Genomic DNA, 25,782 nt, shown 5'->3' on the forward strand with positions numbered 1-25,782 from the left:
AAACTCACATCCCAGGTCCGATCTCCAGAAGATGAGGGCAGCTCCGGTCCTTTTCCTGGAGGTTCGACGTGAAAATACGTCGTTGGGCCCTGGCCGCGCTCTCCGGCGCGGCCCTGGCCCTGCTTCCCGCCGTGGCGGCCCAGGCCGCCCCGACCGACGCCGACGGCACGCGGCTCGTCGCCGACCGGTCCGCCGCCGGGGGCCTCTGGGGCCCGGGGCCGGGCCGCCAGGGCTCGCCCCGATCCGGCGCGGCGGCGTCCCGGCCGTCTGCTGACGATGAATCGGATGAACGGAGGTCGGGTGTGGACCGGCACCACGTACGCGCCGCGCTGCTGGCGGCCGGGTTGTCCCCGGACGCCTTCGAGATCGAGGGCGTGCACGAGCACGTGCCGGTCCCGCCCGACTTCTGGTTCCTGCGCCGCTCGCCCGACGGACGCTGGGAGATCGGCCTGTACGAGCGCGGGACGCACGACGTCCGCCAGGCGTACGACTCCGAGCAGGCGGCCGCCGCCGGCCTCTACACGGCGCTGACGGGTCGGCCCGCGCCGTACTGACCTCCGGTTGCCGGGCGTTCCTACTGTGGATCCAGCCCGCCCGGACGTCACCGGCGGCACCCGTCGAGGAGTGGCCATGCCCGGTCGAGTCCTGCTCCGCCCCGCCCCCGTCGTCCCCGTCGCCCTCGGCCTGGCCGTCGTGCTCGCCGCCGCCGGCTGCGCGTCCACCGCCTCGGGTTCCGGGGGATCCACCGCGAAGACGACCGTGACGGAAGCACCCGGCGACGCGCGGGCCTCGGCCGTCACCGCCGGTGGCACGGGTACGGGCACGGGCACCGGCGACGGAGGCAGCGGCACGACCGGCGGCGGCACGACGGGCGGCGGGTCGACGGGCGGCGGCTCCACCGGCGGCGGGTCGACCGGCGGCAGCAGCGGCGGCGGATCCGGCACGAAGTCCAGCGGCCCCACCATCGGATACTTCCGGGTCGCCCAGAAGCCGACCTGCCCGGCCGGGACCAACGTCAACCCGATCGCCGGCACCCCGGTCGTCCTGGAGTGGAAGACCGGCAACGTCGACTCGGTCGCCCTCTCGGTCGACGGCCCCGGCGTGTACGGCGACAACTACCCGCCGGCCGGCAGCGAGACGGTCAACTTCCCCTGCTCCGGCGGCGAGGGCGACGTCCAGGAGCACACCTACACGCTGACCGTCCGCAACGCGCACGGCAAGCAGGCGAAGACCCTCGTGGTGACCGCGAAGGTGCACGACATCCCGCGCGTCTGACCAGCGACGTCACCGCCGGCCCGCCCCGGCCGAAGGGGCGGGCTGGCTCGGGCGGCGGTCCCGGCGTACGGGAGAATGGGGCACGTGACGACGATCCCGAACGTGCTCGCCCACCGGTACGCCTCGCCCGAACTGGTCGCACTCTGGTCGCCGGAGGAGAAGGTGCGGATGGAGCGGCGGCTCTGGCTCGCCGTGCTCCGCGCCCAGCGCGACCTCGGCGTGGCCGTCCCCGACGGCGTGGTCGAGGCGTACGAGCGGGTGCTCGACGACGTCGACCTGGCCTCGATCGCCGAGCGCGAGCGGGTCACCCGGCACGACGTGAAGGCCCGCATCGAGGAGTTCGGCGCGCTCGCCGGGCACGAGCACGTGCACAAGGGGATGACCTCCCGGGACCTCACGGAGAACGTCGAGCAGCTCCAGGTCCGCGCGTCGCTGGAGCTGATCCGGGACCGGGTGGTGGCCACCCTCGCCCGGCTCGCCCGGCTCGCCAACGAGCACTCCGGCCTGGTCATGACCGGCCGGTCGCACAACGTGGCCGCGCAGGCCACCACGCTGGGCAAGCGCTTCGCGTCGGCCGCCGAGGAGCTGCTGATCGCGTACGAGCGGCTGGAGGACCTGATCAACTGGTATCCGCTGCGGGGGATCAAGGGCCCGGTCGGCACCGCCGCCGACCAGCTCGACCTCTTCGACGGCGACGCCGACAAGGTGGCCGAGCTGGAGCGCCGGGTCGCCGAGCACCTCGGCTTCGCCCGGGTGCTGGACAGCGTCGGCCAGGTCTACCCGCGCTCGATCGACCTGGCGGTGCTCGCCGCGCTGGCCCAGGTCGCCGCCGCGCCGTCGTCGCTGGCCACCACGATCCGGCTGATGGTCGGCCAGGAGTTGGCCACCGAGGGCTTCAAGCCCGGCCAGGTGGGCTCCAGCGCGATGCCGCACAAGATGAACACCCGGTCCAGCGAGCGGGTGAACGGCTTCGCGGTGATCATCCGGGGTTACCTGTCGATGGTCGGCGAGCTGGCCGGCGACCAGTGGAACGAGGGCGACGTCTCCTGCTCGGTGGTGCGCCGGGTCGCTCTGCCCGACGCGTTCTTCGCCGCCGACGGGCTGTTCCAGACGTTCCTCACCGTGCTGGACGAGTTCGGGGCGTACCCGGCGGTGGTCAACCGGGAGCTGGAGCGCTTCCTGCCCTTCCTGGCCACGACGAAGATCCTGGTCGCGGCGGTGCGCCGGGGCGTCGGCCGGGAGGCGGCGCACGAGGCGATCAAGGAGCACGCGGTCGGCGTGGCGCTGGCCATGCGGGAGCGGGGCGCCACCGAGAACGACCTGTTCGACCGCCTCGCCGCCGACCCGCGCCTGGGCCTGTCCCGCGCCGACATCGACGCGCTGATCGCCGACCGCACCGCCTTCGTGGGCACCGCCGGCGCCCAGGTCGACCGGGTGACCACCCGCATCGCCAAGATCGCCCTCGCCCACCCCGGGGCGGCCGCCTACACCCCACCCCCCATCCTCTGACCCTCACGGGTTGCGGGTGGGGGTTTCGGCGGCCGAGGAGAGGTTGGGGGCGCTGGCCGGTTCGGCGATGCCGCCCGGGGCCTCGGCGATCGCCGGGTCGTGGGCCGTGTCGGCGGCGATCGTCGGCTGGTCCGGGGGCATGACGTCCGGGGTCTTGGCGGCCACGATGACGGCGGTGCCGTACGCGCAGATCTCCATCCACATCTCGCCGCAGTCCCGGCTGTCGAAGCGCATGCCGATCACGGCGTTCGCGCCGAGGCGGCGGGCCTCCTCGCCGAGGCGGGCCACCGAGTCCGTACGCCAGCGGGTCAGGTTGTCCGGGGCCATGGGGTCGTACGCGCCGCCGCGGAGGTTCTTCACCCCCTCGCGGTACGGGTTGCGCGTCCTGGCCATCGAGGACACCACTTCGCCGAGGATCTGGCGGATCTCGTAGCCGGGCAGTTGATCCGTCGTCACGACCAGCACGTTCTGATGCTGTCGCACCGGCGGGCGGCGGTTCGTCGGCCGTGGTCACCTGATCGGATGCTGCAAAAGGGGTCGGCGCGGACGGTCGGCGCGTGGCCGACCATCCGCGCCGAGGCGGGTGCTAACCGTCAGACACCGGCCACGGAGGTGATCCAGGCCCGGTTGTACGCGACACTGCCGTAATTCTGGATGCTCACGCCGTCGGCGGTGGAGGCGACGCCCACCTGCTGGCCGTTGTAGAACTGCGGGCCGCCCGAGTCGCCCCGCCACGCGTTGCCGTTGATCTCGGTGCTCCGGATCGCCTGGCCGCCGTACGCGTCGGTGACGTTCGTGCTGGTCACCCGCACGCTGGCGGTCTTGAGCTGGCTGGACGCGCCGCAGCCGCTGTAGCAGGTCATGCCCCAGCCGTAGATGGTGTTGGTGGAGTTGACCGGCGGGTTGCTGCTGGCCAGCGAGACGGTGGAGGTGCTGACCGCGCTGGAGAGCCGCAGCAGCGCCAGGTCGTAGCGGGTGTACGAGGCGCTCACGGTGCGGGTGGTGCCGCCGGAGGCGTAGTAGACGCTGCCGATCCGGACGGACATGGTGCCGCTGACGCAGTGCCGGGCGGTGAGCACCCACGTCGAGGCGATCACGCTGCCGGAGCAGGTGAAGGAGCCGTTGCTGAAGACGGCGGCGGCCCACGGTGCGGAGGAGACGGTGCCGCCGCCGATGATGGGCTGGGGGCCGGCCGGTGCGGCGGTGGCGCCGCTGGTGACGCCGAGGACGCCGGCCAGGGCGGCGCCGGCCACGGCGAGCAGGGAACGGATACGCATGGGGACGTACTCCTTGCCTAGGACCCGGGGTCGCCGGGTCGGTCGTGCCGGCGGGCGCGGGGGTCACCCGCCAGGACTTCCATTGACCTGTATCGATGGATACTAGGGGTGGCCGATTCTGGCGGCAAGGCTGCGATCGAGACTAGCCGATGTAACAATTTGGCGACCCCTGGCGTGGTGAACCGCCTGCTCCGGGACGTTTCGCGTGGGATCGGACATGGTACGGCCCCGCGTCCCGGTGGTTATGTTGATCACTGCCTGAACCGCGCCCGGCCGGTGCGGCTGAGGCGGTATCTGCCAGGTAGGCTGGCTGCGCTCGCCCGTTGTGGGTCGGCACCCAACTGCGTACACAGTCAGGAGTGCCCAGTGCCTCGCGTCGTCGTCGACGTCATGCTCAAGCCCGAGATCCTCGATCCTCAGGGCCAGGCCGTCGCAAACGCGCTGCCCCGGCTCGGCGTCAGCGACGTCGCCTCTGTCCGGATCGGCAGGCGGATCGAGATCGACTTCACCGGTGAACCGGACCTGGACCGGGCCCGGGAGATCGCCGACAAGCTGCTCGCCAACCCGGTCATCGAGGACTTCACCGTCCGCCTGGTCGAGACCGACGAGACCGCGGGCGCGCACCCGTGACCGCCCGGGTCGGTGTGGTCACCTTCCCCGGCTCGCTCGACGACGGGGACGCGGCCCGTGCCGTCCGGATCGCCGGCGCCGAGCCGGTCCGGCTCTGGCACGGCGACCCGGACCTGCGCGGGGTGGACGCCGTCGTCCTTCCCGGCGGCTTCTCGTACGGCGACTACCTGCGCTGCGGGGCCATCGCCCGGTTCGCGCCGGTGATGGAGACCCTGGTGGACGCCGCCCGGGGCGGCCTGCCGGTGCTCGGCATCTGCAACGGCTTCCAGATCCTCTGCGAGGCCCACCTGCTGCCCGGCGCGCTGACCCGCAACCAGCACCTGCACTTCCGCAACCGCGACCAGGTCCTGCGGGTCGAGGCGGTCGGCACGGCGTGGACCAACGCCTTCCAGTCCGGCCAGGAGATCCTCATCCCGGTCAAGAACGGCGAGGGCCGCTACGTCGCCGACGCCGCCACGCTGGACCAGTTGGAGGCCGAGGGCCGGGTCGTCGCCCGCTACGTCGGCGGCAACCCCAACGGGTCGCAGCGCGACATCGCCGCCATCACCAACCCCGCCGGCAACGTGGTCGGCATCATGCCGCACCCCGAGCACGCCGTGGAGGCCCTCACCGGCCCCTCCCTGGACGGCCTCGGCTTCTTCACCTCGGTGCTCAAGCACCTGGTGGGGGCGCCGGCGTGACCGTGCGCGGCACCAACGGTCGGCTCCACCGCCCCTGCGGCGGCGAGCGCAGCGAGGAGAGGTCATGACCACCCATCCGGACCCGGCGGTACGGGAGACCCCGGGCGGCCAGCCGGCCGTCCCGGCGGAGCCCTTCGCGGCCACCGTGGCGCCGCAGGCCGGCCCGGTCGACCCGGCCGCCCGTCCCGGCGAGCCGGTCCACCCCGAGTCGTCCCGGCCCGTCCCGGCCGCCGACTGGGCGCACGGCCTGGACACCGTGCCGCGCGCCGCCGAGACCCCCGAGGAGCTCCAGCCGTACGCCGAGCTGGGCCTCCGCGACGACGAGTACGACCGGATCCGGCAGATCCTCGGCCGGCGACCCACCCAGGCCGAGCTGGCCATGTACTCGATCATGTGGAGCGAGCACTGCTCCTACAAGTCGAGCAAGGTGCACCTGCGCCAGTTCGGCGAGAAGGCCCCGCCGAGCGACCGGCTGCTGGCCGGCATCGGCGAGAACGCCGGTGTGGTCCAGGTCTCCGACGAGCTGGCCGTGACCTTCAAGGTCGAGTCGCACAACCACCCGAGCTTCGTCGAGCCGTACCAGGGCGCGGCGACCGGTGTCGGCGGCATCGTCCGGGACATCCTCGCCATGGGCGCCCGCCCGGTCGCCGTCATGGACCCGCTGCGCTTCGGCGCGGCCGAGCACCCCGACACCGCCCGGGTGCTGCCCGGCGTGGTGGCCGGCGTGGGCGGCTACGGCAACTGCCTCGGTCTGCCCAACATCGGCGGTGAGGTCGTCTTCGACCCCTGCTACCAGGGCAACCCGCTGGTCAACGCGCTCTGCCTGGGTGTGCTGCGGGTCGACCGGCTGCAGAAGAAGGAGGCCACCGGCCCCGGCAACGTCGTGGTGCTGATGGGCGCCCGCACGGGCCGCGACGGCATCGGCGGCGTGTCGGTGCTGGCCAGCGCCACCTTCGACGAGGGCAGCGAGCAGCGCCGCCCGTCCGTGCAGGTCGGCGACCCGTTCATGGAGAAGCTGCTGATCGAGGCGTGCCTGGAGCTGTACGACGCCGAGCTGGTCGTCGGCATCCAGGACCTCGGCGGCGCGGGCCTGACCTGCGCGCTCACCGAGACGGCGGCGTCCGCCGGCACCGGCATGCGGGTCTGGCTGGAGCGGGTCCCGCTGCGCGAGGCGTCGATGGAGCCGCAGGAGATCCTGGCCAGCGAGTCCCAGGAGCGGATGCTGCTGGTCGTCGCCCCGGACAAGCTGGAGGCGGTGCTCAAGACCGCCGAGAAGTGGGGCGTCTGGGCCACCGCGATCGGCGAGGTCACCGCGCCGTCGCCGGACGGGCGGCCCGGCCGTCTCGTGATCACCTGGCGCGACCAGCTCGTCGTGGACGTCCCGCCGGGTTCGCTGGTCGACGACGGTCCGGTCTACGCCCGCCCGATGCGCGAGCCGGCCGACCTGATCCTGCTCCAGGCCGACCGCGCCGAGACGCTGCCCCGGCCGTCGACGCCGGAGGCCCTGCGCGAGACCGTGCTGCGCATGATCGCGTCGCCGAACCTCGCCGACAAGACCTGGGTCACCGAGCAGTACGACCGGTACGTGCTGGGCAACACCGTGCTCGCCCAGCCGGAGGACTCCGGCGTGATCCGCATCGACGAGCGCACCGGCCTGGGCGTCGCCCTGTCGCTGGACGGCAACGGCCGGTACGCCCGCCTCGACCCGTACCACGGCACCAAGCTGGCGCTGGCCGAGGCGTACCGGAACGTGGCCGTGACCGGCGCGAAGCCGATCGCCGTGACCAACTGCCTCAACTTCGGCTCGCCCGAGGACCCGGGCGTGATGTGGCAGTTCGCCGAGGCCGTGCGCGGCCTGGCGGACGGCTGCCTGGAGTTGGGCATCCCGGTGACCGGCGGTAACGTCAGCTTCTACAACCAGACCGGCGCGGCGGCGATCCACCCCACCCCGGTGGTGGGCGTGCTCGGCGTGCTGGACGACGTGGCCAGCCGGGTGCCGATGGGCTTCGTCCCGCGCAGCGGCGGCGACCACGACCAGCTCTTCCTGCTCGGCGAGACGCACGTGGAGCTCTCCGGTTCCGAGTGGGCCTGGGTGACCCACGAGCACCTCGGCGGCATCCCGCCGCAGGTCGACCTGGGCCGCGAGCGGCAGTTGGCCGACCTGCTGGCCGAGGCGGCCCGCGTCGGGCACCTCAGCTCCGCGCACGACCTCTCCGACGGTGGTCTCGCGCAGAGCCTGGTCGAGTCCTGCCTGCGGCGCGGGGTGGGCGCGGTGATCGCTGTGCCGGAGCAGTTCGCCGGCGGCTCGATGCCGTTCGTCTTCCTGTTCAGCGAGTCGGCCGGGCGGGTCCTGGTCTCGGTGCCGCGCGGCCACGAGAAGGCGTTCACCGCGCTCTGCGCCGAGCGCGGGGTGCCGTGGGAGTTCATCGGGGTCACCGACCCGGCGGGCGGCGCGCTGGAGGTGCGCGACCAGTTCCGGATCGGCCTGGACGAGCTGTCGGCCGCGCACAGCGCCACGCTGCCCCGCCTTTTCGGCGGGACGGAGCCGGCCGAGCCGGCCGTCCCGGTCGTACGGGCCATCGCTGCGGTGCCGGTCGCCGCTGCGCCGGTGCCGCCCGCCGCCGAGGCACCGGCCCCGCCGGTGACGGCGACGCCGACGGAGCCCGCCGTGGCGGCACCGCCCGCCCCGGTGGCGACGCCGGCGCCGCCCGCCGCGGCGACGCCGGCTGCCGACGCGGCATCGTCGCCCGTCCCGCAGGCTGCCGGGGCACCGGCCGCGCAGGCCGCCCCGGCCGACGCGGAGACGGACCCCGCGCCCGGCGGGCCGGCTCCCGCCACCGCGGCTGCCCCGGTCGCCGACGCGGCGCAGCCGGCCGACGACGGGTCGCCGCAGGCCCGGCCTGAGCCGCAGCGGGCCGACGGCGCAGAGCCGACCGACGGCTCCGGCTTCGCCGCGCCCGATCAGCGCTGAGGTGTGACCGCGACGGTCCACGCCCAGCCCGGCTCGGGTGCCCGGTTCGACTGGGGACTGGCCGGCGCGGCGGAACTCGGCCGGGTCTGCGCCGTCCTGGTGGTGGTGGACGTCCTCTCGTTCACCACCGCCGTGGAGGTGGCGGTCGCCCGGGGCATGCGGGTGCATCCGTTCCCCTGGGGCGAGCAGGCCGCCGAGTACGCCCGCCGGGTCGGCGCGGTCGCCGCCGTGGGCCGCCGGCAGGCGACCCCGGAACAGCCGTGGTCGCTCTCCCCGGCGGCCCTGCGCACCGCGCCGGCCGTCGCCGACCTGGTGCTGCCCTCGCCGAACGGCTCGGCGATCAGCGCCGCCGCCAGCGCCACGGGCCTGCCGGTGGTCGCGGCATGCCTGCGTAACGCCCGCGCCGTCGGGCGCTGGCTGACCGACCAGGGGTACGGCTCGATCGACGCCCCGGTCGGTGTGGTGGCCTCCGGGGAACGCTGGCCGGACGGTTCCCTGCGCCCGTGCGTGGAGGACCAGCTCGGGGCGGCGTGCGTGCTCGATGCGCTCTCCGGTGTCCCCGGCGGGCTGTCGGTGGAGGCGGCGATGGCGCTGGCCGCGCTCGCCGCGACGCCGGACGTCCCGGCTGCCGTGCGCGGCTGCGTCTCCGGCCGGGAACTCGTCGAGGGCGGCTTCGGTAGGGACGTGGAGGTGGCCGTCCAGGTCGGCGTCTCGGGCGTGGTGCCTGTGTTGCGGCGGGGCGTCTTCTCCGCCGCCCGGCTCTGAGCGGAGCCGGCCCGACTCTGGGCGGAGCCGCCTTCCGGTCCTGGGCGGAGCCGACCCGGCTCACGCGTCGCCACGAGGAGGGCGGCTGCCCCGTCCCGGGTAGCCGCCCTCCTCGTCGTCGCGTCGTGCGGGCCGTCGGCCCGCGTCGGTCAGTCGTCCAGCCAGTCCAGCCGACGGCCGCCCCGGTCCTGCTGCTGCGGCGGGCCGTCGGGCCGGGCCCGGCCCGGCTGCTGGTTCTGGTCGCCGTAGTAGCCGCCGGGCTGCTGGTCGTAGCCGCCGGGCTGCTCGTAGCCACGGTCGTCGTAGCCGCCACGCTGGTGGGGGGGCTCCTGACCGTAGCCGCCCTGTTGGCCGTACCCGCCCTGCTGGCCGTAGCCCTCGGAGCCGTATCCGCCACGCTGGTCGTAGCCGCCCTGCTGCTGGCCGGCGTCGTAACCGCCGCCCTGCTGGCTGTGCTGGCCGTAACCGCCGCCGCCGTAGCCGCCGGTGGGCTCGGCCGCGCCGTAGCCGCCGGTGGGCTCGCCGCCGCCCCGGCCGCCGTACTGCGGGGGCTCCGGCTGGCCGTAGCCGCCGTGGCCCTGTTCCGGCTGGTAGGTGCTGGTCGGGTAGGGGTCCGCCGCGGGCGGCGGGTAGGAGGAACCGGTGTCCCCGGTGTACCGCCCGGTCGGCTCGTCGTAGCGCTCGCCGCCGTAGCCGCCACCGCCCTGGCCGGGGTACCCGCCGGCCGGCGCGGGCGCGCCGTAGTCGCGGTTGCCGTAGCCGCCGCCGGAGGAGGTCGGCGCCTCGGCGCCGTACCCGCCGCCGGCGTTGCCGTAGCCGCCACCCGAGGCGGGCGCGCTGCCGTAGCCGCTGCCGGAGGCCGGGGCAGTGCCGTAGCCGCCGCCGGAGGCCGGGGCAGCGCCGTAGCCGCCGCCGGAGGCCGGCGCGTTGCCGTACCCGCCCGAAGCGGAGGCGCTGCCGTAGCCGCCGCCGGAGGCCGGGGCAGCGCCGTAGCTGCCGCCCGAGGCGGGCGCGTCGGCACCGTACCCGCCGCCGGCGTTGCCGTAGCCGCTGCCGGAGGCCGGGGCAGTGCCGTAGCCGCCACCGGAGGCCGGCGCGGCGCCGTACCCGCCGGCCGCGCCGTAGCCGCCGGTCTGGGGCTCGTCGCCGTAACCGCCGCCGCCCCAGCCGCCCTGCTGCTGGCCGCCCGCCCCGTACGGGGCCGGCGGAGCGCCGTAGGGGTCCGGCGGGACGTCGTCGACGACCGGCCGGTGCATCATCGTCGGGGCGTCACTGAGCGAGGTGCCGCCGACCATCGTCGGGTCGGGCCCGGCGCCGACCCGGTTCACCACCCGGGTCTGGTCGTCCGTCCCGCCGTACGCCCCCCGGGCGGCCGGGATCGCGCCGGCCGCGGCGGCGCCCTTCGGGGCGTCGTCGACGTCGTCGCCGTTCTCCCGGCGCTTCATCCAGAGCAGCACGATGGTGCCGACGCCGACCGCCACGAACAGGCCGCCGAGCAGGATGAGCAGCCACGACATGCCGCTGTCCTCCTCGGTCGAGGCGGCGTTGTTCGCGGCACCGGGGGCGGCCTCCGTCGGCTCCTCGACGGCGTCGTCGGTGGCCTCGTCGGAGGGCAGCGGCTCCTCGCTGGCCGACGGGCTGGGGCTCGGGCTCACCTCGACCTTGATCGCGAGGCTGAGGCGCTGCCCGCTGATGCTCTGCCCGGCGCTGGCGGTGAAGGACTTCGTGACGCGGACCTCGCCCTGGATCGCGCCGATGCTGAGCCGCCCGGGAACGATGGGCTTGTCGGTGCTGCCGGTGAAGCGGAAGTTGCCGCTGCCGTCGCTGGTGGTCTCGAACTTCGCCCCGGTGCTGTCCTGGAGCATCACGACGGCGTTCGGCACCGCCTCGCCGTTGGCCGCCGCGACCACCTTGCCGGAGACCGACTTGACGGTCTGCGTCTGGGCGGGCGTCGTGGGTGCGGTCTTGCCCTTGACGTTGAGCTGGAAGCTGCCGGTCGTGGAGTCCGACTTGTCGGGCTGCACCTGGACCGTCACGTTGATCCCGCCGGCGTCCGGTGCGCTGTCGCTGGCCTTGATCGTCAGGAGCTGGGTCCTCGGGGCCTGGCCGTTGAAGCTGATCTGGCCGCAGCCGCCCGTGCAGCTCACGCCGGCCGGCAGCCCGGTGAGGCTGATCTGGGCGCTCGCGTCGTCGTCGCTGGGCGTCACCTTGACGCTCACGGTGGCGTCGCTGCCCGCGTTCAGGTTGATCGAGCCGGGCGTGACCGTGACCCCGGCGGCCAGGGCCGGTGTGGCGGGGACGGTGAGCAGGGCGCCGATTGCCAGCGCCACGACCACACCCGCCCGCTGCTGCCAGGCACGTCGGTGTGTTGACACGTCCACCGCCTTCCGGTCTGACTTCCCTCCGCCGGCGGGGCGCCGGGCCGGGGATCATCACGGTACGAATACGCCGTCGGCAACTATGCCTTGTCTGACCGGATCGGCGCGACCCAGGGCCAGCGTCGAAAGCGCCGGAGCCGGGTCGTATCGTCCCGTCGTGTCCTCTCCGCACATTAAGTCCGCAGCGGTCGCCGAGGCGCTCGCCGCGCTCGACGAGGGTCGCACCCCCGAACGGCTGGTGTTCCGGGAGGCGGTCCGGGCCTTGTTGACCGCCCTCACGGAGCGTGCCCCCGGCCGATCGGTGGAGGTGCGTGTCCCACCTTACGGTGCAGTTCAGTGCATTCCCGGTCCCCGACACACCCGGGGGACCCCGCCGAACGTCGTCGAGCTGGATCCGACCACCTGGCTGGAGCTGGCGACGGGCCGGCGGAGCTGGGCGGACGCGGTCACCGAGGGTCGTGTGCGGGTCAGCGGGGTCCGCGCCGACCTCTCCGCGCACCTTCCGCTCCACCTGGGCGAATAGTCCGGCCGGGCGGTCACGGAAAGGAGCCGAATCGTGACTTTCTGTATTGACACCGATTCGCGTACACTGTCAGGCGACGACAGTGGTCCCGGCCGGGCAACGCGGACCAGCGCATCCGTCCGGCCCGGCCAGTCCCGACCAGCATGAGGGAGCGGCAGGTGCCCCGAGGCGACGGCCGGCTGAGCCACGATCTCGATCCCCAACGACCCGGCCCCCAGGACGCCTGCGGCGTCTTCGGCGTCTGGGCGCCCGGGGAAGAGGTCGCCAACCTCACCTACTTCGGGCTCTACGCCCTCCAGCACCGTGGCCAGGAGGCCGCCGGGATCGCCGTCAGCGACGGCTCCGGTGTGGTGGTCTACAAGGACCTCGGCCTGGTGGCCCAGGTCTTCGACGAGCCGACCCTGGCGAGCCTGCGCGGGCACCTCGCGATCGGGCACGCGCGCTACTCGACGACGGGCGGCTCGACCTGGGAGAACGCCCAGCCGACCATCCGGTCCACCAGCGCGGGCACCACCATCGCGCTGGCGCACAACGGCAACCTGGTCAACACCGCCGAGTTGCAGCGTGAGGTGGCCGAGCGGGGCCTGGCCGCCGACGGCTCGACCAACGACACCTCGCTGGTCACGATGCTGCTGGCCAGCCGTCCGGATCTCTCGGTCGAGGCCGCCGCGCTGGAGGTGCTGCCCCAGCTGCGCGGGGCGTTCAGCTTCGTCTTCATGGACGAGTCGACGCTCTACGCGGCCCGCGACCCGCACGGCGTGCGCCCGCTGGTCCTCGGCCGGCTGGAGCGCGGCTGGGTGGTGGCGAGCGAGACCGCCGCGCTCGACATCGTGGGCGCGAGCGTCGTCCGCGAGGTGGAGCCGGGCGAGTTGATCGCCATCGACGAGAACGGCCTGCGCTCGGCCCGGTTCGCCGCGCCCGAGCCGAAGGGCTGCCTCTTCGAGTACGTCTACATCGCCCGCCCGGACGCCACCATCGCCGGGCGCAACGTGCACGCCGCCCGGGTGCAGATCGGCCGCCAGCTCGCCAAGGAGCACCCGGTCGAGGCCGACCTGGTCATCCCGGTGCCGGAGTCCGGCACCCCGGCCGCCATCGGCTACGCCGAGGAGTCCGGCATCACCTACGGCGCCGGCCTAATGAAGAACCCCTACGTCGGCCGGACGTTCATCCAGCCGTCGCAGACCCTGCGCCAGCTCGGCATCCGGCTGAAGCTCAACCCGCTGCGGGAGAACGTGCGGGGCAAGCGGCTGGTGGTGGTCGACGACTCGATCGTGCGCGGCAACACCCAGCGGGCTATCGTGCGGATGCTGCGCGAGGCGGGCGCGCTGGAGGTCCACGTGCGGATCTCCTCCCCGCCGGTCAACTGGCCGTGTTTCTACGGCATCGACTTCGCCACCCGGGCCGAGTTGTTGGCCAACGGGCTGGACAACGAGGGCATCCGGCGGTCCATCGGCGCCGACACGCTGGGTTATGTTTCGCTTCCCGGCCTCATCGCCGCGACCGAGCAGCCGAAGACCCGGCTCTGCCGGGCCTGCTTCGACGGGGAATACCCGATCGAGCTGCCGGCCGGGAACCTGATCGGCAAGCACGTGCTCGAAGGGGTGGGACGCCGGGTCGCCGATGCCCCGGACGCCCCCGGGCACACCGTCCCACCGCTCGTCGCCACTTCGGGCGGCGCGACCGTACACCGCCAGTAGCACCGCCCGACGCGGGCCGACCGGCCAACCGCCGGAGCCCGCGAGAACCACAAAAGGGGAGAACCGTGACGCACGTTTCCGAGCGCAGCGGCACAGGAAGCAGCCCGACCGGCGCCGGCGGTGACCGCCAGCCCTGGACGGCCGGCAACGGCCGCCCGGCGCGCAAACGCTCGGTCTCGTACGCGGACGCCGGCGTCTCGATCGAGGCGGGCGACCGCGCGGTCGAGCTGCTCAAGTCCAAGGTCAAGCAGACCCGCCGCCCGGAGGTCATGGGCGACCTGGGCGGCTTCGCCGGCCTGTTCCGGCTGGACACGAAGAAATACAAGAACCCGATCCTGGCGTCCTCCACGGACGGGGTGGGCACCAAGCTGGTGATCGCGCAGCAGCTCGACATCCACGACACGATCGGCATCGACCTGGTCGCCATGGTCGTCGACGACCTGGTGGCCTGCGGGGCCGAGCCGCTGTTCCTGCTCGACTACATCGCCTGCGGCGAGGTCGTCCCCGACAAGGTGGCCGAGATCGGCGCGGGCATCGCCGACGGCTGCCGCTACGCGGGCTGCGCGTTGCTCGGCGGCGAGACGGCCGAGCACCCCGGCGTGCTGCGCCCGGACGAGTACGACGTCTCCGCCACGGGCGTCGGCGTGGTGGAGGAGAGCGAGATCCTCAACCCGGAGCGGGTGGAGACCGGTGACGTGGTCATCGCGATGCGCTCGTCGGGCCTGCACTCCAACGGCTACTCGCTGGTGCGGCACGTGCTGCTGGGCGCGGGCCGGATGCGCCTGGACGTCGTGATCGAGGACTTCGGCCGGCAGCGCACCCTCGGCGAGGAACTGCTCACCCCGACCAAGATCTACGCCCAGGACTGCCTCAAGCTGATCGCCGAGGCCGAGGTGCGGTCGATCGCGCACGTCACCGGCGGCGGCATCCCGGGCAACCTGGTGCGCATCCTGCCGGAGAACGTCGACGCGGTGGTCAACCGCTCCACGTGGAAGCCGCAGCCCATCTTCGACCTGATCCAGTCCAAGGGCCGGATCGACGACAACGAGATGGAGTCGACGTTCAACATGGGCGTCGGCATGTTCGCGATCGTCTCCGCCGAGGACGCCGACCGGGCGCTGGCCACGCTGACCGGGCGGGGCGTGGACGCCTGGCAGGCCGGTGAGATCATCGAGGGCACCGGCAAGGTGCAGATGGTCGGCCAGCACACTCGGGGATAACATCGAGGTTCATTGATTTGCTCGGCGTCTGGTCGGGGGTTCACCCGAGCGGCCGTCGCCGCCTAGCCTGAGGGGCACCCTTCGGGTCGGGAAGGAGGGCGATGGCTGCTCGGGGACGGCCGTTGAGCGGGATGCGGGGGATCTCCCCGGTCCCGTCGTACGTCGTGATGCAGCCGACGACCCTGTGCAACCTCGACTGCGCATACTGCTACCTCCCGATGCGGGCGGCCGACCGGCGGATGCCGGTCCCGGTCGCCGAGGCGGTGGCGGCCTCGGTGAACCGCTGGGCGGAGGCCGACCGCTTCTCGGTGGTGTGGCACGGCGGGGAGCCCCTGGCCGCCGGCCGGGAGCACCTCGCCGCGCTGATCGCCCCGTTCGGCCCGGAGGTCGAACACCACGTGCAGACCAACGCGACCCTCATCGACGACGCCTGGTGCGAGTTCCTCGCCGCGCACCGGGTGCGGGTCAGCGTGAGCGTGGACGGGCCACGCGGGCGCAACGGCGACCGGGTCACCCGGGCCGGCCGGCCGGCGTACGACCGGATCATGCGCGGGGTGGCGGCGCTGCGCCGGCACGGGCTGCCCTTCTCGGCCCTGGCCGTCGTCAACGACCCGGATCCGGGCCGGGCCGCCGAGCTGTACGACTACTTCCTCGGCCTGGGCTGCGAGGTGCTGGGCGTCAACATCGAGGAGACGGAGGGGGTCAACACCCGGAGCAACGCCCACGAGGCGGCCCGGGTGCGCGCGTTCTGGGCGGAACTGGTGGCCGCCTGGCGGCGGGACCCCCGCATCCACCTGCGCGAGGTGGAGTGGTCGCTGCGGTACGCGGCGGCGGTCCTCGACGGCGGCGTCGACGGGCTGCTGCCCCGGCGGCTGGACCCGATCCCCACGGTCGGCCACGACGGCTCCGTGGTCGTGCTCTCCCCGGAGCTGGCCGGCTTCTCCGACCCCCGCTACGGCGACTTCAGCAGCGGCAACGTGCTGACGACCCCGCTGGCCGAGATCGTGGCCGGCGCGGAGCGGACGACCGGCTGGGTGGGTGAGTTCCTGGCCGGCGTGGAGGCGTGCCGGGCGTCCTGCCCGTACTTCGGGTTCTGCGGGGGTGGGCACGCCGCCAACCGTTACTTCGAGCTGGGGCGTTTCGACGGTACGGAGACCGAGCACTGCCGTAACAGCAAGATCCGCTTACTGGAGGGAGTGTTGGACCATGCCCGAGAACACCGGACACCGGCGGTCTGAGCGCGTCGGAGGGGCCACGGAGGGCCCGGTCGTCGACCGGGTGCGGGATGCCGCCGACGGGCTCGCCGCGCTGCTCCAGGAGGCGGAGGACGCGCGCCGGCTGCGGTCGGAGGCGACGGGTGGAGAGGGCGCGGGCGCAGTGTGCGCCTGGAACCACTTCGAGAACATCCCGACGTTCTACAACTGGAACAACCGGCCCCGCTGAGGACACGGCTCCGAGATCAAGGACCTGCCGATCGCCCGGAACGGGGTCCGGTGGACAGATCCTTGATCATCGGTTGGTACGCCGGCCCCGGGACGGGCACAAACGCAAGCACGCGGACTGCCGCGTGCTCAGCTGCTCCCGGGGGTCAACGGGTCGGACGGACCCAGGGGTCCGGGTCCTCGTCCGCGTGATCCTCGTCGTCGTCGTCGACATACTCTTTGTAGTCGTCGTCGAAGTCGTGGTTCGACTTACCAGCACCCGCCAGTTCGCGCTGCAAGGCGGTGAGGTCGGTGTTCGGGGAGTGGTACTTCAACTCCCGGGCCACCTTCGTCTGCTTGGCCTTAGCACGGCCGCGCCCCATGGCTCGACCCCCTCGCACAGAATTCGGGGCAGCCCGAAGGCGGGCCCCGATGACGTCAGGCATCTCTCGTGGCTCTTACGGTACATGGGGATGCCGCCCTTCGGCACCTCGGGTTACCGCAGGCCGGCTCTGCGCGTCGCAGTCATCCGGCCGTCACCGATTGTACTGAGGTAAGGGGTCGCTACCGGATCACTCGTGACATCGGGCAGTTGGGCAGTAATCACCCCGATTTCCAGCTTAACGCCGCCTGCCCCCGGGCCCGGCCCGGTCGCCCGACCCGGGGTCGGGCACGCCCCGGGCCGGACTGTGACCTTCGCCGCAGCTCGCAGGCCGGCGCTCAGCTAGCAAGGCCGGCGCCCAGCTCGCAGGCCCGCGTTCAGCGCCCACCGCAGGGCCAGGCTCAGCGCCGCGCGGTGGCCGTCACCTCAGGTGGATCGTCCGCAGCCGGCCGACCTCCGCCATCCGGCGCTCGGCGAGCCGGTCCGCCGCCACCGCCGGGGGCACCCCCTCGTCGTCGGCGAGCCGCAGGATCTGCCGGGTCGTGTCGTAGATGCGGGTGGCCCGGAGCTTGGCCCGGTCGAAGTTGAAGCCCTCGATCTCGTCGGCCACCTGGATCACCCCGCCCGCGTTCACCACGTAGTCGGGGGCGTAGAGGACGCCCCGGTCGGCGAGCAGCTTCTCGATGCCCGGGTGGGCGAGCTGGTTGTTCGCCGCGCCGGCGACCACCTTCGCCCGCAGCGCCGGCACCGTGTCGTCGTCGAGGGCGCCGCCCAGCGCGCACGGGGCGTACACGTCGATGTCGGCGGCGACGAGCGCGGCGGCGTCGTCGACCAGCTCGACCTGCGGGTGGTTGGCGCGTACCCAGTCGCGCGCCCGGGGGTCGACGTCGGTCGCCACCACCTCGGCGTGGTCGTCGAGCAGGTGCCGGGTCAGGTGCTTGCCGACCTTGCCCAGCCCGGCCACGCCGACCCGCCTGCCGTTGAGGGTGGGCGCGCCCCAGACGTGCTCGGCGGCGGCCCGCATGCCCTGGAAGACGCCCCAGGCGGTCAGCACCGAGGAGTCGCCCGCGCCGCCGTGCTCCACGCTGCGGCCGGTGACGAAGCGGGTCTCCCGGGCGATCACGTCCATGTCTGCCACGTACGTGCCGACGTCGCAGGCGGTGTAGTAGCGGCCGTTGAGCGACTCGACGAAGCGGCCGTAGGCGCGCAGCAGCGGCTCGCTCTTGAGCTGGTCCGGGTCGCCCCAGATGACCGCCTTGCCGCCGCCCAGGTCCAGCCCGGCGAGCGCGTTCTTGTACGCCATGCCGCGCGACAGGTCGAGCACGTCGGCCAGCGCGGCCTCTTCGCTCGGGTACGGGTAGAAGCGGGTGCCGCCGAGCGCGGGGCCCAGCGCGGTGGAGTAGATGCCGATGATCGCGCGGAGGCCGGTCTGTGTGTCCTGGCAGAACACGACCTGCTCGTGGCCGGTGGAGGACGGGTCGTCGAGACTGGTGAAAACGCCCATGGCTGACTCCTGTGCGGTGTGCGTCCTTGTGGGACGTGGACCTGGTGGCGCGCCCGGCGGGATGGTGCCGGTGCTGCCGAGCCTAGTACCGGCCGACGCCGTACCGTCGTGCGCAGCGTGCCCGTCCAGGGGCGTCCGGGCGGGCAGCGCGCCTGATCGGGGGGCGCTGCGGGCGTCCGGGTTCCGTCTCGTGGGAGGATCGCGCCGTGCCGTCGCTCTTCGCTTCGTACCTGCGGGTGTACGAGCCGCTGACCGCCTTCGACCGTGATCGCCAGTCCTTCTGGCGGCGCTACGTGCAACAGGGGCGGGCGGTGGCCCCGTCGGAGGGGCCCCTGCGGCAGCGGACGGCGGTCATCGAGGCGCTCGGCGCGGGCTGGACCCGCCTGCCCGACCTGCCCGAGGAGGCGTACGTCCTGGAGGTCGACGACGCCCTGCTGGTCTGCCCGTGGAACCTGCGGATCCGGGTGGCCGAGGCGGCGCTGAGCGCCCGCGACGGCGTGCCGTCGGTGCTGGCCGACGCGTTCGTCCCGCCGATCCTGGCCGGGCAGGCCAAGGCGGTCGTGGAGGACTGGCGCAGCGGGGCCCGGGTGCTGGAGCACGGCGTGCCGAGGGTGCACGAGCAGATCGCGACGTGGGGCGTGCCGCTGCGCTGGTTCGTCCTGTTCGACTTCGAGGAGCGGGACCTGGTGACCCGGCCCGGGCGGCGGGCGCTGCGCTACCGGACGGAGATCTCCAAGGCCCGCCGCCGGTCGTCGCGGGCGCTGTCGGTGCTGCGCAAGACCGTCGGCGAGGCGCCGATCACGGAGGCGGTCGAGGAGGCCGCGCGGTGGCTGGAGGAGTTCCACCCGCGCTCGGTGGTGGAGCTGGACTACGGCGGCCTGGTCCAGTTGCTCTCCGACGAGACCCTCGCCGAGGACGACTCCCCGGCGCTCGTCGCGGGCGGTCTCGCCGGGCTGTCCAAGGGTGAGGCCGACGAGGCGTCGGCGGCGTACGACCGGCTCGTCGCGCGGTGGCGTGCGGTCCAGTTGCTCGAACGGTGCAACTAGCCGCTGACCTGGGTAAAGAAGGCCGCAAGGGGGCGCAAACCCCCCTTGGAAGCGCTCCCAAGGTGAGATGCTCTCGTAGTTGGAGCATCACGACCAGTGATTATGAGTCCAAATAAGGTGGGTTCTGGCGTGTATTAGTCGTATAAATCGGGCATGGTTCATCCGTCCGTCTAGGGACCTTCGGCCGTTCGGCCCATGTCGGACATCGGGGACTAGCCGGACCATGGGAGACGCGTCGGCCGGCGGGACCCCGGCCGATGTCTATACCTGTGGAGGAGTGACCGATATGGCATCGCGAACGCACGAACCGGAGCCGCTGCTCACACCGGCCGAGGTGGCGTCGATGTTCCGTGTCGACCCGAAGACGGTGACCCGGTGGGCCAAGGCTGGCAAGCTCAGTGCCATCCGCACCCTGGGCGGCCACCGCCGTTACCGCGAGTCGGAGGTTCGCGCCCTGCTGCAGGGGCAGATCCCCCAGCAACGCCAAGGCGACTGAACCAGTTCCTTCAGACGTACGGATCAGGGGTGGCAGAGCGATTCTGCCGCCCCTGATCCATGTCCGGCCCCCTCACCGGGGCCCCTCGTCTCCCGGCCCGGCCCCCTCGGTGAGGACCACCCGGATGCCCACCGTCCCGCCCTCCCCCCGGCGCAGCCGGCTGCCCAGCAGGCTGAGGCGGCCCACCAGCCGGTACTTCTGCTTCAGCAACTCGCGGATCCGGCGGGTCTGCGCCGGGTCGCAGATGGCCGCCCGGCCGGGCACCGCCGCACCGTGCGGGCGGCCCCGCACGTCGCACGGGGCGACCGTCACCTCGCCGCTGCGCCGGATCCGCTTCACCTTGCCCGAGTCGGCGACGGTCCACGCGGCCAGCGCGTCACCGTCGCGGACCACCCACACCGGAGTGGGCACCGCCCGCCCGTCCTTGCGGAACGTGGTCAACAGCACGTACTTCTCGGCGCCCAGCCGGTCCAAGGTGGTCACGCCGCCAGGATACGGCCGCGCGACCCGGGGACAGCGGGGATAGCGTGAACCTTGTGACCGGGGAACCCAGGATCGGCGACGTCTTCGGCGAGCTGCTGCGCGACGCGCTCGCCGTGCAACGCGGAGTCGGTGCCCGGCCGCTGGCCGGAGGGCGACTGCCCCGACCGGTCATCGAGGTCATCGAGCGGGACGACGGCCTGATCAACGGGGCCCCCGCCGCCCACTACCTGGCCGGGCCCGAGGACTGGCAGCCGTACGACCACCGGGCCGTGGACCGGGTGCGCGGCGAGACGCTGGACGTCGGCGTCGGCGCCGGCCGGATCGCGCTGCTGCTCCAGGAGCGCGGCGTGCCCGTGACCGGGCTGGACACCTCGCTCGGCGCGCTGAAGGTGTGCCGGCGGCGCGGCGTACGCGACCTGGTGCACGGCACGGTAGACGAGCACGTCGCCGACGGCCGGCGGTACGACACGTTCCTGCTGCTCGGCAACAACCTCGGACTGATCGAGGGGCGGGACCGGGCGCCGGCGTTCCTCGCCGCGCTGGCCGCGCTCGCCCGGCCCGGAGCGCAGGTCATCGCCCACGGCACCGACCCGTACGGCACCACCGACCCCGTGCACACCGGCTACCACGAGCGCAACCGCCGGCGGGGCCGGCTCGGCGGCCAGCTCCGGCTGCGGCTGCGTTACCGCGAGCTGGGCACCGAGTGGTTCGACTACCTGGTCTGCTCCGTCGCCGAATTGGCCGACCTCGTGCGCGACACCCCGTGGCGGCTGGCCGACGTGGACGACCGGGACGCCCCGTACTACCTGGCGACGCTGACGCTCACGGGCTGAGCTGTTTGCAGGGGCCCCCTGTACAACAGAATGCGTTAACAAGGGGCCCCTCCTTGCACGTCAGACCTGGACGGTCGGAGGGAGCTGCTCCGGCGGGAGGCCGCCGTCGCCGTCGACGACCTCGTCGGGGGTGCCGTCCTCGTCGAGGTCGACCATCGTGATGTCCACCTTGCCGTCGCCGTCCGTGTCGAACTGGAACAGGTCGGCCCGGCCGTCACCGTCGGTGTCGACCACCCAGACGTCGGTCTTCCCGTCGTTGTTGGTGTCCGCGCGGAGCAGGTCGACCCGCTCGTCGCCCCGGGTCTCCACGGTCTCGTTGGTCTCCACACTCTCCGGTGCCTGGCTCATGTCGGGTCCTTCCCTCGGTTGACGGCCGTCCTTACCCGGATCGACGCGCCCCCACGCATCCGCCGGGTGGCGGTGCTGCATAGGGTCGCACCCATGAGCCAGTGCAGCGAGCGCCCCGGCGCGGCGGAGACCCCGCGCGCCGGGCGGAGCGGGGAGACGTCATGAGCGGTCGGTTCGTCGTCGTCGGGGCCGGCACGATGGGCCTCGGCATCGCCTACGTGGCGGCCGGCGCGGGATACCGCGTCGAGCTGGTGGAGGTCGACCCTGGCCGGGCCACCGCCGCCGGGGAGCGGCTGGGCGAGCTGTGGGAGCGGGCGGTGCAGCGCGGGAAGCTCACCGCCGACGCGGTGGCGGCCAACCGGGACCGGTTGACGCTGCGCCCGTCCCTCGGCGGGGTCGCGGCCGAGCCGGACGTGGTGGTGGAGGCCGTCCCCGAGCGGCTCGACCTCAAGCGGGCGGTGCTGCGCGACGCCGCCGCCCTGCGCCCCGCGCTGCTCGGCAGCAACACGTCGAGCATCGCCATCGCCGAGCTGGCCGCCGGGCTGGACCGGCCCGAACGCTTCCTCGGCCTGCACTTCTTCAACCCCGTCTGGGCGATGGCGCTGCTGGAGGTCGTGGTGGGCCCGGCCACCGCCGACGAGACCACCGCGGCGGCCGTCGCGCTCGCCGGCCGGCTGGGCAAGGACCCCGTCGTCGTACGCGACATGCCCGGCTTCGCCACCTCCCGGCTCGGCGTGACCCTGGGCCTGGAGGCGATCCGGATGGTCGCCGACGGGGTGGCCAGCCCCGCCGACATCGACAAGGCCATGGTGCTCGGCTACCGGCACCCGGTCGGCCCGCTGGAGCTGACCGACCTGGTGGGGCTGGACGTCCGGCTCGACATCGCCCGCACCCTCCAGGCCGCGTACGGGGACCGGTTCGCGCCGCCGCCGCTACTGGAGCAGATGGTCGCCGAGGGGAAGCTGGGCCGGAAGTCCGGGCAGGGCTTCTACCACTGGGACGAGGGCGGCAGACGGTGAGCGGCCTGCGCGTCGAGGAGCGCCCCGACCGGCTCGTGGTGACGCTCGACCGGCCGGAGAAGCGCAACGCGATCGACGCCGACCTGGTCGCCGAGCTGCACGCCGTCTGCGCCGAGCTGGAGGCCCGGCCCCGGCTGCTGCTGCTCACCGGCGGCACCGAGGGGATCTTCGCGGGCGGGGCGGACATCGGCCAGCTCCGCGAGCGCGGCCGGCTCGACGCGCTCGCCGCGATCAACTCGGCGGTGTTCGCCCGGGTCCGGGCGCTGCCGATGCCCACCGTCGCCGCCGTCGACGGGCCGGCGCTGGGCGGCGGGGCCGAGCTGGCGTACGCGTGCGACCTGCGGGTGTGCACGGCCCGCGCGGTGTTCGGGCAGCCCGAGGTGCGGCTGGGCATCCTGGCCGGCGCGGGCGCGACCCACCGGCTGCCGGCGCTCGTCGGCGAGGCCCTCGCCAAGGAGCTCCTCTTCACCGGCCGCCGGGTGGACGCCGCCGAGGCGCTGCGGATCGGCCTGGTCAACCGGGTGGTCGACGAGCCGGCCGAGCTGCTGCCCACCGCGCACGGGCTGCTCGACGAGATGGCGAAGGGGTCCGCGCTGGCGCTGCGGCTGACCAAGCTGGCCGTGGACGCGCCCCCGGCCGCCCACCCGCACCTCGACCTGGTCAGCCAGGCGGTGCTGTTCGAGGACGAGGAGAAGCGGCGGCGGATGACCGAGTTCCTGGAGCGCCGCCGGGACCGGTGACCGCCGCTGTGCGACCGGAGCCGCAACCGCGACGGCCGCCCCCGCGATCCTGCGGGGGCGGCCGTCGCGCGAACAGCTCGACCGGGGCCGTCAGTGCCGGATCTGCATCCCGGAGTCGGCCAGCGCCCGGATCACCTGCGCGGACTCGCCGAAGCCGATGACCAGCACGGCATCCGCGCCGTACTCCTTGATCTCGCGGGCCCCGGCGGTGAAGTCCGGCGGCGGGGCCTTCGCGTCGGCCGGCGGCTCGTACGTCAGCAGCTTCACCCGGTCGCCGTCGATGCCGGCCCGCTCCAGCTCGGCGCGGACGTTCTCCTGGAGGCCCTCGCCGTAGGAGTCCTTCCGGGCGACCAGGGCGATCCGGTGCGGCCCGTCGCGCAGGATCACGTCGGCCAGGGCCCGCCCCTGGAGGCTGTCCGGCGGGGCGGTGCGGAAGTAGAGCCCCTTGTCCTCGATCGAGGTCAGCCCGGCATCGGTGTTGGACGGCGAGAAGAGGACCAGGCCGGCGGCCACCACGTCCGGCAGGACGGCCCGGGAGATGCCCGACGCGCCCGCGCCGATGATGACGTGCACGCCGTCGGCGATGTGCTTCTCCACGGTCGCCTTCGCCACGGCCGGGTTCGTGCCGTCGTCCCCGTCGACCCAGCGCACGTCCTCGCCGAGCACGCCGCCCGCGGCGTTGATCTCCTTGAGGGCGAGCTCGGCCCCGGCGGCCAGCGGCGGGTACGCGATGGCCAGGTCGCCGGTGCGCGGCAGCAGACCGCCGAGGACCAGGGGCGCCGAGGGGGCCTTGCCGGTGCGCTGCCGGTGCGGCCGGGGCGGGTTCTTGGTGCTCGCCGCCGACTCGTCGCCTGCGCCGACGAACTCGGTCTTGCCGTCGTCGAGCTTCTCCTCGCCGAAGGTAAGCGTGGCGTAGCTGGCCGTGGCCGGCTCGCCGGCGTCGGTGAAGCCGGCCCGGTTGAGGGAGACGCCCCGGTACTCGATGTCCCGGCCCTCCCGCGCCAGCCGCAGGCAGTCCGCCGCCTTCTCGCACCGCTCGCCGTTGTTGGTGACGCCGACGATCTGCTTGGCGATCGCGGCCGGATCGGTGCTGCCGGCCAGCTGCGCGGCCAGCGCGCTGATCATGACGGCGTCGTACGACTCGGCGGAGTAGAGGTAGTCCGTCAGCTTCGGGTCGACGGCGCGGAGCCGGTTCTTGAAGGCCTCCGGCAACGGCGTGAGCGGGGTCGTGCCCTTCATGCCGTCGAGCAGGTCGGCGCGCTCCTTGAATTCCGCAGCATACGCGTTGGTCATGTTGCCGTCGCTGCCGTAGAGGCGGACCTGTGGGGTGGTGGTCGCCTCCTCGGGCTTGTCGGCGCCGCAGCCGGCGCCGGCGAGGAGCAGCGCCCCGCACGCCGCCAGGGCGGCGACGCGCGAGCCGGGTGATACGAGCATGGTCGTCCTTCCTCCGGGAAAGGTCCGCTGCGCACATTAGCGTGCCTGGCTGATCGGCGGGACCGTGGAGGAGGGTCGAACCCCAGCTAGCCCCAGGGGCGCACGGACCGTCACAGGGTGCGCGCTCTCGGGTGGTCACCGCTTGACCACCGGACGTACAGTTCGGCGGGTGACGGACGTACCGCAGCAGACGCTGGACGACGCGACCGCCGTGCTCCACTCCGCCCTCGCTGGCGACGGCGACGCGGTGGTGGGCACCTTCGACAAGGTGGTCGACCGGGCCGGCCTCGCCGGAGCGTACGGGGTGGCCTGGTGCCTCGCGGCCACCATGGTCGGGGACGTGCCCGCCCCCGGCGGCGCGGCGCTGGACTTCCCCGGCATCGACGAGGCCGGCTACGACACCCGCTGGGTGGCGCGCTTCGTCAGCGCGTACGCCAACGCCGACGCCGACACGGGGGAGGCCCTCTTCGGCGCGGCGGTCGCCGACGGCCTGCTGCCGGACTGCCTGCTCACCCTCGCCGGCTCGACGGTGGCGACCCTGCGCAGCCGGGCCGGCTGACGCCCGACACCCGACAGCGGGCCGGGCGTCGGGCGTCGTCGGTCAGAACGCGTGGTAGGCGACCAGCGGCTCGTACTCGTAGCGCAGGTTCTGGAACCGGACCCGGAAGTTCACCCCGTCGCGGACGTTGGTGGCGATCGTCATCCACCCCGACTTCGCGGGCAGGTAGGTCAGGTAGTTGCAGTTGTTTGTCTTGTCGACGAAGACCACGCACGCCTGGGTGCCGAAGCTGCTGTCGTTGCGGACGTTGACGTCCGCGCAGCGGCTGGTGGTCCGGTAGGTCCCGGCCTCGCCGCCCCAGCTTCCGGTCTGGAAGTACGAGCGCACGGCGCCGCCGTAGCAGGTGGCGTACGTGCCGGCGAGGTTGCCGGCCACCAGCGGCTGGGCGGGGGCGGCGACGGCGGGCGCGGCGACGGCGAGCGCCGACACGGCCGCGGCCGTGGAGGTGGACAGCAGGCGGACGACCGGGGACGACATGGGTGCCTCCAACGGGTTGTTGACCGTCCGGGTGGGACGGCCGACCGACCGGGACGATGATACTGGTCGATCTTCCCGGCGTCGGCCCGGCCGTGGCGGGGCCGGTGTGATAGCT

25 protein-coding genes and 2 pseudogenes are annotated in these 25,782 nt (G+C 73.5%); 18 read left to right on the top strand and 9 right to left on the bottom strand.

The window, feature by feature from the left end; all coding sequences use genetic code 11:
• Nucleotides 1-68: 68 nt before the first annotated feature.
• The 3 genes from O7633_RS19900 to purB all read left to right on the top strand — a co-directional run bounded on the left by O7633_RS19900 (nt 69) and on the right by purB (nt 2,784).
• Nucleotides 69-554: a hypothetical protein gene (locus O7633_RS19900; RefSeq protein ID WP_282323493.1), complete on the top strand. Its 486-nt coding sequence runs from the start codon at nt 69-71 to the stop codon at nt 552-554.
• 76 nt (nt 555-630) lie between these two features.
• The gene (locus tag O7633_RS19905) at nt 631-1,275 is read left to right on the top strand and encodes a hypothetical protein (protein WP_282323494.1); all 645 of its coding nucleotides are present in this window, start codon (nt 631-633) and stop codon (nt 1,273-1,275) included.
• A gap of 84 nt (nt 1,276-1,359) precedes the next feature.
• Complete coding sequence (purB, locus tag O7633_RS19910) at nt 1,360-2,784, top strand: adenylosuccinate lyase (RefSeq protein ID WP_282323495.1); 1,425 nt, start codon at nt 1,360-1,362, stop codon at nt 2,782-2,784.
• 3 nt (nt 2,785-2,787) lie between these two features.
• On the opposite strand, the pseudogene O7633_RS19915 reads toward purB, so the two are convergent.
• Both O7633_RS19915 and O7633_RS19920 read right to left on the bottom strand, forming a co-directional pair.
• Nucleotides 2,788-3,353 (bottom strand): annotated as a pseudogene (locus O7633_RS19915) (YbjQ family protein).
• A 24-nt stretch (nt 3,354-3,377) separates the two neighbouring features.
• The gene (locus tag O7633_RS19920; protein WP_278130648.1) at nt 3,378-4,061 is read right to left on the bottom strand and encodes a DUF1986 domain-containing protein; all 684 of its coding nucleotides are present in this window, start codon (nt 4,059-4,061) and stop codon (nt 3,378-3,380) included.
• 366 nt (nt 4,062-4,427) lie between these two features.
• Here O7633_RS19920 and purS point away from each other — a divergent pair, with 366 nt between their 5' ends.
• The 4 genes and pseudogenes from purS to O7633_RS19940 all read left to right on the top strand — a co-directional run bounded on the left by purS (nt 4,428) and on the right by O7633_RS19940 (nt 9,107).
• On the top strand, nt 4,428-4,691 hold the full coding sequence (gene purS / locus O7633_RS19925) for a phosphoribosylformylglycinamidine synthase subunit PurS (RefSeq protein WP_043961200.1): 264 nt from the start codon (nt 4,428-4,430) through the stop codon (nt 4,689-4,691).
• Nucleotides 4,688-5,371 carry a phosphoribosylformylglycinamidine synthase subunit PurQ gene (purQ, locus tag O7633_RS19930; RefSeq protein ID WP_282323496.1) on the top strand — a complete coding sequence of 228 codons (684 nt, stop codon included), beginning with the start codon at nt 4,688-4,690 and terminating at the stop codon, nt 5,369-5,371. Before purS ends, purQ begins: the two co-directional genes overlap by 4 nt.
• Before the next feature lie 64 nt (nt 5,372-5,435).
• Nucleotides 5,436-7,916: pseudogene (gene purL, locus O7633_RS19935) on the top strand (phosphoribosylformylglycinamidine synthase subunit PurL); the annotation flags it as partial.
• A 429-nt stretch (nt 7,917-8,345) separates the two neighbouring features.
• On the top strand, nt 8,346-9,107 hold the full coding sequence (locus O7633_RS19940; RefSeq protein ID WP_282323497.1) for a 2-phosphosulfolactate phosphatase: 762 nt from the start codon (nt 8,346-8,348) through the stop codon (nt 9,105-9,107).
• A 149-nt stretch (nt 9,108-9,256) separates the two neighbouring features.
• On the opposite strand, the gene O7633_RS19945 is transcribed toward O7633_RS19940, so the two are convergent.
• On the bottom strand, nt 9,257-11,482 hold the full coding sequence (locus O7633_RS19945) for a carboxypeptidase regulatory-like domain-containing protein (protein WP_282323498.1): 2,226 nt from the start codon (nt 11,480-11,482) through the stop codon (nt 9,257-9,259).
• A 160-nt stretch (nt 11,483-11,642) separates the two neighbouring features.
• Between O7633_RS19945 and O7633_RS19950 the strand changes: the two genes are divergently transcribed.
• From O7633_RS19950 to amcA, 5 genes are all read left to right on the top strand, one after another.
• Nucleotides 11,643-12,008 (top strand): sterol carrier family protein, encoded by a 366-nt coding sequence (locus tag O7633_RS19950; RefSeq protein ID WP_043961208.1) that lies wholly within the window; start codon nt 11,643-11,645, stop codon nt 12,006-12,008.
• Nucleotides 12,009-12,166: 158 nt separating this feature from the next.
• Nucleotides 12,167-13,705, top strand: a complete 1,539-nt coding sequence (gene purF / locus O7633_RS19955) for an amidophosphoribosyltransferase (protein ID WP_282323499.1) — start codon at nt 12,167-12,169, stop codon at nt 13,703-13,705.
• A gap of 65 nt (nt 13,706-13,770) precedes the next feature.
• Entirely contained in the window at nt 13,771-14,925 is a 1,155-nt protein-coding gene (purM, locus tag O7633_RS19960) for a phosphoribosylformylglycinamidine cyclo-ligase (protein WP_282323500.1), read from the top strand.
• Between the two features lie 131 nt (nt 14,926-15,056).
• On the top strand, nt 15,057-16,163 hold the full coding sequence (gene amcB, locus O7633_RS19965; RefSeq protein WP_347405234.1) for a cyclophane-forming radical SAM peptide maturase AmcB: 1,107 nt from the start codon (nt 15,057-15,059) through the stop codon (nt 16,161-16,163).
• Nucleotides 16,132-16,368 (top strand): multiple cyclophane-containing RiPP AmcA, encoded by a 237-nt coding sequence (amcA, locus tag O7633_RS19970; RefSeq protein ID WP_074475586.1) that lies wholly within the window; start codon nt 16,132-16,134, stop codon nt 16,366-16,368. The genes amcB and amcA overlap by 32 nt, the downstream gene beginning before the upstream one ends.
• Nucleotides 16,369-16,513: 145 nt before the next feature.
• Here the strand turns inward: amcA and O7633_RS19975 are convergent, their stop codons facing one another.
• Together O7633_RS19975 and O7633_RS19980 are read right to left on the bottom strand one after the other, a co-directional pair.
• Complete coding sequence (locus O7633_RS19975; RefSeq protein WP_036373645.1) at nt 16,514-16,729, bottom strand: DUF3073 domain-containing protein; 216 nt, start codon at nt 16,727-16,729, stop codon at nt 16,514-16,516.
• A gap of 420 nt (nt 16,730-17,149) precedes the next feature.
• Nucleotides 17,150-18,232, bottom strand: a complete 1,083-nt coding sequence (locus O7633_RS19980; RefSeq protein ID WP_282323501.1) for a Glu/Leu/Phe/Val dehydrogenase dimerization domain-containing protein — start codon at nt 18,230-18,232, stop codon at nt 17,150-17,152.
• Between the two features lie 206 nt (nt 18,233-18,438).
• On the opposite strand from O7633_RS19980, the gene O7633_RS19985 reads away from it, so the two are divergent.
• Nucleotides 18,439-19,278 carry a hypothetical protein gene (locus O7633_RS19985; protein WP_278130669.1) on the top strand — a complete coding sequence of 280 codons (840 nt, stop codon included), beginning with the start codon at nt 18,439-18,441 and terminating at the stop codon, nt 19,276-19,278.
• Between the two features lie 286 nt (nt 19,279-19,564).
• On the top strand, nt 19,565-19,774 hold the full coding sequence (locus O7633_RS19990) for a BldC family transcriptional regulator (protein ID WP_007073996.1): 210 nt from the start codon (nt 19,565-19,567) through the stop codon (nt 19,772-19,774).
• A 72-nt stretch (nt 19,775-19,846) separates the two neighbouring features.
• Here the strand turns inward: O7633_RS19990 and O7633_RS19995 are convergent, their stop codons facing one another.
• Nucleotides 19,847-20,257 (bottom strand): PPOX class F420-dependent oxidoreductase, encoded by a 411-nt coding sequence (locus O7633_RS19995; RefSeq protein WP_278130672.1) that lies wholly within the window; start codon nt 20,255-20,257, stop codon nt 19,847-19,849.
• 53 nt (nt 20,258-20,310) lie between these two features.
• Here O7633_RS19995 and O7633_RS20000 point away from each other — a divergent pair, with 53 nt between their 5' ends.
• Nucleotides 20,311-21,090 (top strand): methyltransferase domain-containing protein, encoded by a 780-nt coding sequence (locus tag O7633_RS20000; protein WP_282323502.1) that lies wholly within the window; start codon nt 20,311-20,313, stop codon nt 21,088-21,090.
• Nucleotides 21,091-21,150: 60 nt separating this feature from the next.
• On the opposite strand, the gene O7633_RS20005 is transcribed toward O7633_RS20000, so the two are convergent.
• On the bottom strand, nt 21,151-21,438 hold the full coding sequence (locus O7633_RS20005; RefSeq protein ID WP_043961229.1) for a hypothetical protein: 288 nt from the start codon (nt 21,436-21,438) through the stop codon (nt 21,151-21,153).
• Between the two features lie 161 nt (nt 21,439-21,599).
• Between O7633_RS20005 and O7633_RS20010 the strand changes: the two genes are divergently transcribed.
• Together O7633_RS20010 and O7633_RS20015 are read left to right on the top strand one after the other, a co-directional pair.
• Nucleotides 21,600-22,457: a 3-hydroxyacyl-CoA dehydrogenase family protein gene (locus O7633_RS20010; protein ID WP_282323503.1), complete on the top strand. Its 858-nt coding sequence runs from the start codon at nt 21,600-21,602 to the stop codon at nt 22,455-22,457.
• Entirely contained in the window at nt 22,454-23,197 is a 744-nt protein-coding gene (locus tag O7633_RS20015; protein WP_074475579.1) for an enoyl-CoA hydratase/isomerase family protein, read from the top strand. The genes O7633_RS20010 and O7633_RS20015 overlap by 4 nt, the downstream gene beginning before the upstream one ends.
• A 90-nt stretch (nt 23,198-23,287) precedes the next feature.
• Here the strand turns inward: O7633_RS20015 and O7633_RS20020 are convergent, their stop codons facing one another.
• A complete protein-coding gene (locus O7633_RS20020) occupies nt 23,288-24,631 on the bottom strand; it encodes an ABC transporter substrate-binding protein (protein ID WP_282323504.1) in 1,344 nt (447 codons plus the stop codon).
• A gap of 169 nt (nt 24,632-24,800) precedes the next feature.
• Here O7633_RS20020 and O7633_RS20025 point away from each other — a divergent pair, with 169 nt between their 5' ends.
• Entirely contained in the window at nt 24,801-25,190 is a 390-nt protein-coding gene (locus tag O7633_RS20025; RefSeq protein WP_043961233.1) for a hypothetical protein, read from the top strand.
• Between the two features lie 42 nt (nt 25,191-25,232).
• Here the strand turns inward: O7633_RS20025 and O7633_RS20030 are convergent, their stop codons facing one another.
• Nucleotides 25,233-25,667, bottom strand: coding sequence for a hypothetical protein (locus tag O7633_RS20030; protein ID WP_282323505.1), 435 nt, complete (start codon nt 25,665-25,667; stop codon nt 25,233-25,235).
• Between the last annotated feature and the right edge of the window lie 115 nt (nt 25,668-25,782).

This window comes from Micromonospora sp. WMMD712 (assembly GCF_029581295.1).
Taxonomy (GTDB): Bacteria; Actinomycetota; Actinomycetes; order Mycobacteriales; family Micromonosporaceae; genus Micromonospora; species Micromonospora carbonacea.